Below are 6485 nucleotides of genomic sequence, written 5' to 3'. Positions count from 1 at the left end.
GTGGAGTGGAATGTTTGGCGAGCTATGACAATGTTGAACGGTGGCAATATTAAGGCCAATCTAAAATTTGATGACTTTGGCAATCCAATGTCAACAGCACAAGGTAATATGGCCGATATAGTTTGTGATTATGGCGACTTTGGTTTAACTGTTGAAGTAACTATGCAAAGCGGACAAAGACAATATGAAACGGAGGGTGAGCCAGTAACAAGACACCTTGCAAAACACAAGAGAGAAACAAAAAAACCTGCTTACTGTTTATTCGTTGCACCAAGCATAAATGACGCTTGTAAGGCTCATTTTTACGCATTGCACAAAATGAACATTCAATATTATGGCGGGACCTCAACAATCGTTCCATTACCGTTGAGTGTTTTTATAAAAATGGTTGAGGACTCCTACAACGCAAATTATGTTCCCGAATCCAGACACGTTCAAAGATTTTTTGAGCGTTCAAATGAATTGGCAAACTCAACAAACAGCGAAATAGATTGGTATGACGGAATAACAAAAGAAGCACTAAATTGGCTGACAGAATAAAGGGCGAAAACATAACATTGTGTATAAGCAATAGCGGGTAAAGTGGTAAATCGAAGGTCTGTGCTTCTAAAAAACTTTTGTGGTGGCGGACAGGTAAGTGCTCTGAAACATGCCACTGATCATACACTGGGCTGATATGAATCATAAGAAACCATTCCGGTGGATTGACCGCATGAAAAGCTTCACCTATGCTGCGGCAGGAATACGGATGTTGTTTGTAAAAGAGCACAATGCATGGATCCATGCACTGGCCGCGGTCTCGGTTATAGGTCTTGGCCTGTGGTTGAAGATCAGCCTTGTGTCCTGGGGATTGGTTGCACTGGCCATCGGTGGTGTGCTGGCAGCAGAGATGTTTAACACGGCCATCGAGACATTGACGGACATGGTTTCTCCGGAATACCACAAGTCGGCCAAAGCTGTGAAGGACCTGGCGGCAGGGGCGGTGCTCATTTCTGCAATCGCAGCAGCCGTTATCGGTGCCATCGTATTCATCCCCCCTTTGTGGTCGTACTTTTGCAACTAGCTACCTGCCCTCTTTGATCTTCACTTCTTCATTCATCAACCATTTTTCAAGAAGCGGTGCATTATGGGTAATAGATACGAGGATGTATGTATTGCTGGCGAATGCGGGCGAGTCCTGTGCCTTTTCGATCATCACACCTTCACGGTTCAGGTAGCTGGAATGAATGAAGAAAACTTCCTTATTTCTGATAAGGAGAAAGCCAACGTGATAATCGAGCCCCACGGTATACAAGCCGTCCCGTACTTCATCCTTCGCGAAGTCCACCATCTGTTCGGGCGACTTATTTCTGATGATCTTCATGTCGTCATTGATGCTCAGACATCGTGAACCGGTGTATGCACTTTTCTGCGCGAGCTTGTATCTGTTGACATTCAATCCGGCATGTTTGAGGGTGGTGGAGACAAAATACCCACACGCGATCTCGCCCTCACCAGGCACGTCTGTGATGCCATTGAAGTCCCACGCCGTACCATACCAGAAAGGAAATATCCGGTTGATGAGCTGTTCGGTAAGTACCCGGCCGGCCTCAGCGGTAATGACTGACCGTGTGCTGTCGGTGGTGGCAGATTTATATCTGGTCTGTAGTAGTTGTCGCTTTGAAACACATTCCTGTTTGGCGGATATATATTTTCCGATGGGTGTGATGCGCAATCCGTAAGCTGTGGTGTCAATGCCAATCGTTTCATCCGGGATTTCAACGGAATGATCGGTTTGTACGGCGCTGCCGATTCCATGTACTGGTACGACGGCGGAAACATCCGTTCTTTCAGGTTGACAGGACATGCATGCGATGCAGGCTAGCAGTAAAGAGGTGGTGGTGTACATGAGCAGGCAGATTGGTTTCCCCTGTCATAATACACCACCATATGAAAAGGAACATTGTCTTTTCTGGTGACCCTTCCCGGATCAATCATCGTCTTCTTCCTCATCGCCGTCATCATCCTTTTCTCCATCATGATCGTCGCCTTCCACTTTCTTGTCTACAAACTGACCGGCCTCATTGAATATCAATTCCACTTCCTGGCCGTTCCCTTTCAATTCCACTTCGTAAAAGACGCCTTCTTTCGTCTCAATGCGCTCAGCCTTTTTCTCCCATGTATATCCGGGAAACTCTTTTTTGGCATAATCCACCGCGGTCTGTGGAAGTTCACTCACGGCAATTTTTGATTCCTTTCCTTCGGGAAAACGGTCCTCGGTTTGTTCCGATGTACTGCATGCACCGGTCAACGCCGACCCGATGATGACCCAGGTTAAAATGTTTGTCTTCATGATTCCTCGCTTTTGGTTTACATGCAAGGTGGCGCACAAATCTGAAGCAAATCTGGAGCAGCATTTTCAGTTATGATGTCTGCATGAAGGAACGCACTTCAGCCAGCTCAATGCGAAGTTGTCGGAACATATCACGGATGCTGTCGAGGTTGAGATCTTCCGGCTGGTATTCCCGCGTATTGATAGAGCAGGTAAACTCCCATATCTCCAGCACATCTTCCGGTGCAACGGTGAACGGAGGATAAGCCGGGTTATCTGAATAAAGATGAAGGAAGCCGTCTTCGTTTGTTTTGTTGTAGACCCGTTTATACACAATGCCATCATTGCGGCTGAGTATGATGTAGGTCCTTCCGTCACGAATCTCCCCCAGGGTTTCCACATAGCGCCCCACCACATAGGAACCTTCTTTGAGTGGCGGCATGGAATCCCCTTCGATGGGAAAGGCCCGGTGTTTTCCGACGGGCATGAATGGCAATTGCATCTGCTGAAGGTTCTCGATGTACTCCGGGTCACTGTAGCCATTCATATAACCTGCCTTGGCCTTGTGCGGGATCACCTCAATGGGTTCGGCACCACTCCCGTCAACGGTGATGGGAAGCAGTATCCTGTTTGCACCCATTTCCAGGAGTTGCTCCATGGAAACCTTTCTTAGATCCACACCTACCAGCACATCCATACTCACATGAAAATGGCGGGTGATTCGTAGCAGAATATCCAGCGGAGGTTCGGACTTCCCCTCTTCATATTTGGCCAATCTGGCCCGGGTGATGATGAGGGTATCCGCCAGTTTTTGCTGGGAGACACCAGCCTTGTGCCTTAGGTGACGGAGGTTTTCTGCGAGGTAGGACATGGCGACATATTTTCCCAAATATATAAAACTAATATGAGATAATATGTATCACTAAGCAATCATCCAGCTTAAACCAACGACGATAACATTCAGGGCAAGGCACCACATCATTACTTGTTCCAGGAGCGTATGTTTTCTCTTCCGCGCCCAAACCAATGTACCGAACATGACCAATGACGAAATAAGGATGAAGTAGTATATACGCACCGCCATATAGCCCACAATGCTCATGAAATATGGCAGCATTTCAACCAGGTTAATAGTCTCACCAAAGTGCCGGTCAGCCATATGAGCTGCACCTGCAGATGCCAATTTCATAAAAACGAGTAAAACAATAAGGTAGATCAGGACGCCACCCAACACTTTTACTTTCTGCATGTGGTTAAGGTAATAAAAATGCAGGACGTCCGCCGGATTGCCATCCCGCCAACACCCTATTGTGGATATCCGGCATGACCGTAGCAGTGGTTATCCGCAAAAACACCGATATTTAGCGCATGAGATGGTTTTACATTTATTTACTATTGGTCCTGATATCCGGCCAATCCATTTTTTCCGAAGTTCAGGCGCAGGGTTTTAATCAAACCACCTTCACCGGTGAATGGTACTCCTGCCATGCCAAACAATTATACTATCCCGGAGATACGATCCGCATGAGAAGAACACCACCTGTAAATGTGCAGGTCTTGTTCGACACCTGTGGTACGGATACCAGTTTTGTCGACCATTGGCGCTATACACCCAGGAATGAACTGATCTCCACCATCCGTTATACGGATAAAAAAACCCAACGACCTACGGAACAAAAGGTACTATACTATCCCTGCGAAATTTCTCCGGCAGATAGCATATTATATGTACCCACCAGGAAGTATATGAAGGTTTACAAGGTCATCTATTTCGACAAAAAACGGTTTGTGATGGTCTTCAAGGAGGTTATCAAAAAAGAAGACGGAGAGTCGCCAGGCAATAAACCCTGATCAAATATCCACCTGATCCGAGGTATTCAAACAACACCTCAGGTGCATCGTCAGTACCTCCCCCATGTTCCGGCATTTCATAAATGACGGGTTCTCATGGTACTCCGCCAGTTCATGTTTCAGGTTAGAAACTTTCTCCTCTGTAGATATCTGATCATTACGCATACAGGTGAGCAGGTCTTTCAAACGGTATTGTGATGAAACCAACCGCCTGGCCATTAAGGTCCGCTCTTCATATTGGTATTGACGTGCCGTATCCAGGTTCAGCAGATCGGTGCACAGCTTCACGATCGGATTGTTATTCTTGAAGTATTGTGGCTTGTACAGGTTGGTACGCCCTTCATAGGATTGCTGGTCAAAGTCGATGGCACGTACCCGGTACTGTTCCGCCTCGAAATCCTGGATCATATCCACCACATAGTTGTAAGACCGCATGTCTCCCAGCAACCGTACAAAACAACGTTCATTGAATTTGATGAACTCCTTGGCGATGCGAACCCGGTTAAGGTTGGGAAGATGAAGGTAGTCCCGGATGAACTGATCTCCCGGCACACCGATGATATGTTCTTCAATAAGGGTATCCTTATCCGTATAGTATGTGATGCGGTTGGGTGAAAGCACATGCTCCAGTTCCAGTCCATAAATGCGTGATGCATCCGCACGCTTCACATAAAAGTAATCGTAGTTGTCGTTGAATTGATTCACGATCCGGATGCGAAACGGATTGGAATTCCCGAATGTGCAATAGTCTATGCGATCCACAAAAAGGTGCTTGATCACGGAAAGCTCTCCTTCGGTTTTCAGCAGAGAATATATCCGGGTGAGACCTTCGTTCAGCTCCCGATGGTCCTGCTGGGAATAGAACATCTTTTCCCACAACGTATCCTTGCCGTTTTTATCAACCACCGGAAAGGAACGTTCTGACCTCAGGAGATCGGAGTACCGCACGGGAATCTCTACCTCCCGGCTATACTTCACCAGGTAGTTACGTAGTTCATCCCCTATGGCATAGAGGTTTTTCTTTTGTGAGATGCGGTCGGATGACATGGGATGCCTTTCTTGACATTAATTTTTCAACATGTAAAGGTAAAGAATCAACCCATAGAACATCTATCCGCTGACCGGATTCGATTATCTTTGTATCCCATGAAGATACGTGTGGCCCTGGTGCTTATAGTGGCATCATGCATCTGGAAACCGGCAACCAGCCAGGTGCTTGACAGCTTGCTGCTTTATTTGAAACAAAAGCCGAAATTCATCTTCGCTTTTGATACGCGCCGCTCTTTTCTTTTTGCATCCGACGCCAAAATATTCGGAATGAAAGCAGGGCTCGAATTCGGAAAAAAGATTCGGATGGGTGCGGGTATTTATTCTCTGGCCTCCCCATTCTACCGGGAAGTGATTGATGAACACCCGAACGGTACCGCCGACACTTCACAAGCACGGTTCCGACTCACCTATTTCAGTCCTTATGTGGAATATGTCCTGCTCCAGGACAAGCACTGGGAATTCAGCATGCCCCTCCAGCTGGGCTTCGGAAAAGTCTCACTGAAAGATACCGCCACGGGCGTCACATTGCGCGACCAGGGCATTAACCTGTTTGAGCTATCGATCGTGGGACATTATAAATTCTGGAGCTGGATCGGGATCGGATCCGGAATAGGCTACCGGCAGGTGCTTACAAGAAACAGGGTGATAGAAGAATCTCTGAGCGCTCCGGTCTATTCATTGAAGATCAAAATATTTCTGGGACCCATCTACCGGGCCGTATTTCCCAAACCGGTGCCTGCTTCCACCGGAGCTTCCTGATCCGATTTACTTGGTACTGATCACCGTCAGGGTCCCGGCCACTTCGATATCCTTGATCCGGATAATGTATAAGTACGTGCCATCCGGCACGGCCAATCCGGCAACCGTTCTTCCATCCTATGCGAGCTGACCACCGGGCGGACTGTATATCTCCTGCCCCCATCGGGTCAGGATCACCATGTCGGTGCATTCTCTCAGGTCGCCGTTGACCTTCACCCTGAAGACATCGTTGATGCCATCACCATTGGGTGTAAATACGTTGGGCACGACAGGAGAATTATAATAGTCGAAACTTTTGATATCTACCGCATGGGATGCCGTATCCTCACATACCCCATTGGTGGCCGTCAGGATAACCCTGGTGTTATAGTTGTAATCAAACTCGTATGTAGGATCAGGCAATGCCGATGTATGGCCATCGCCGAAATCCCAATGATACGTACCCGAGTTCTGACTGATGTTGGTGAACCTGATCCGGAGCCGGTCGCAGCTCGGAATATACTCCACATCAAAG

General features: G+C 47.4%; 10 protein-coding genes. 4 read left to right on the top strand and 6 right to left on the bottom strand.

Features of this window, described 5'->3' with window-relative positions; translation table 11 throughout:
- Together KDD36_14435 and KDD36_14430 are read left to right on the top strand one after the other, a co-directional pair.
- Nucleotides 1-540, top strand: a 540-nt coding sequence (locus tag KDD36_14435; GenBank protein MCB0397846.1) for an AlwI family type II restriction endonuclease, incomplete at its 5' end; no start/stop codon positions are given.
- 136 nt (nt 541-676) lie between these two features.
- Entirely contained in the window at nt 677-1063 is a 387-nt protein-coding gene (locus tag KDD36_14430) for a diacylglycerol kinase family protein (GenBank protein MCB0397845.1), read from the top strand.
- Here KDD36_14430 and KDD36_14425 read toward each other — a convergent pair whose 3' ends face one another.
- The 4 genes from KDD36_14425 to KDD36_14410 all read right to left on the bottom strand — a co-directional run bounded on the left by KDD36_14425 (nt 1064) and on the right by KDD36_14410 (nt 3560).
- Nucleotides 1064-1888, bottom strand: coding sequence for a hypothetical protein (locus KDD36_14425; GenBank protein ID MCB0397844.1), 825 nt, complete (start codon nt 1886-1888; stop codon nt 1064-1066).
- Nucleotides 1889-1969: 81 nt separating this feature from the next.
- On the bottom strand, nt 1970-2332 hold the full coding sequence (locus KDD36_14420; GenBank protein ID MCB0397843.1) for a hypothetical protein: 363 nt from the start codon (nt 2330-2332) through the stop codon (nt 1970-1972).
- A 70-nt stretch (nt 2333-2402) separates the two neighbouring features.
- Nucleotides 2403-3182 (bottom strand): LexA family transcriptional regulator, encoded by a 780-nt coding sequence (locus KDD36_14415; protein ID MCB0397842.1) that lies wholly within the window; start codon nt 3180-3182, stop codon nt 2403-2405.
- A 51-nt stretch (nt 3183-3233) separates the two neighbouring features.
- The gene (locus KDD36_14410) at nt 3234-3560 is read right to left on the bottom strand and encodes a hypothetical protein (GenBank protein MCB0397841.1); all 327 of its coding nucleotides are present in this window, start codon (nt 3558-3560) and stop codon (nt 3234-3236) included.
- Nucleotides 3561-3679: 119 nt separating this feature from the next.
- Between KDD36_14410 and KDD36_14405 the strand changes: the two genes are divergently transcribed.
- On the top strand, nt 3680-4162 hold the full coding sequence (locus tag KDD36_14405; GenBank protein MCB0397840.1) for a hypothetical protein: 483 nt from the start codon (nt 3680-3682) through the stop codon (nt 4160-4162).
- Here KDD36_14405 and KDD36_14400 read toward each other — a convergent pair whose 3' ends face one another.
- Complete coding sequence (locus KDD36_14400; protein ID MCB0397839.1) at nt 4163-5209, bottom strand: hypothetical protein; 1047 nt, start codon at nt 5207-5209, stop codon at nt 4163-4165. It abuts the gene before it with no gap.
- 99 nt (nt 5210-5308) lie between these two features.
- On the opposite strand from KDD36_14400, the gene KDD36_14395 reads away from it, so the two are divergent.
- Nucleotides 5309-5971: a hypothetical protein gene (locus KDD36_14395; protein ID MCB0397838.1), complete on the top strand. Its 663-nt coding sequence runs from the start codon at nt 5309-5311 to the stop codon at nt 5969-5971.
- 117 nt (nt 5972-6088) lie between these two features.
- Here KDD36_14395 and KDD36_14390 read toward each other — a convergent pair.
- A partial coding sequence (locus tag KDD36_14390; protein MCB0397837.1) for a gliding motility-associated C-terminal domain-containing protein occupies nt 6089-6485 on the bottom strand: 397 nt, incomplete at its 5' end.

It is taken from the genome of Flavobacteriales bacterium (genome assembly GCA_020435415.1).
Taxonomy (GTDB): Bacteria; Bacteroidota; Bacteroidia; order JACJYZ01; family JACJYZ01; genus JACJYZ01.
This window is presented reverse-complemented; position numbering and strand designations above follow the sequence as displayed.

Bases quoted from the DNA above. Each gene is read 5' to 3' on its own strand.
- KDD36_14430 (MCB0397845.1), top strand. From the start codon at position 677: ATGAATCATAAGAAACCATTCCGGTGGATTGACCGCATGAAAAGCTTC.
- KDD36_14425 (MCB0397844.1), bottom strand. From the start codon at position 1,888: ATGTACACCACCACCTCTTTACTGCTAGCCTGCATCGCATGCATGTCC.
- KDD36_14420 (MCB0397843.1), bottom strand. From the start codon at position 2,332: ATGAAGACAAACATTTTAACCTGGGTCATCATCGGGTCGGCGTTGACC.
- KDD36_14415 (MCB0397842.1), bottom strand. From the start codon at position 3,182: ATGTCCTACCTCGCAGAAAACCTCCGTCACCTAAGGCACAAGGCTGGT.
- KDD36_14410 (MCB0397841.1), bottom strand. From the start codon at position 3,560: ATGCAGAAAGTAAAAGTGTTGGGTGGCGTCCTGATCTACCTTATTGTT.
- KDD36_14405 (MCB0397840.1), top strand. From the start codon at position 3,680: ATGAGATGGTTTTACATTTATTTACTATTGGTCCTGATATCCGGCCAA.
- KDD36_14400 (MCB0397839.1), bottom strand. From the start codon at position 5,209: ATGTCATCCGACCGCATCTCACAAAAGAAAAACCTCTATGCCATAGGG.
- KDD36_14395 (MCB0397838.1), top strand. From the start codon at position 5,309: ATGAAGATACGTGTGGCCCTGGTGCTTATAGTGGCATCATGCATCTGG.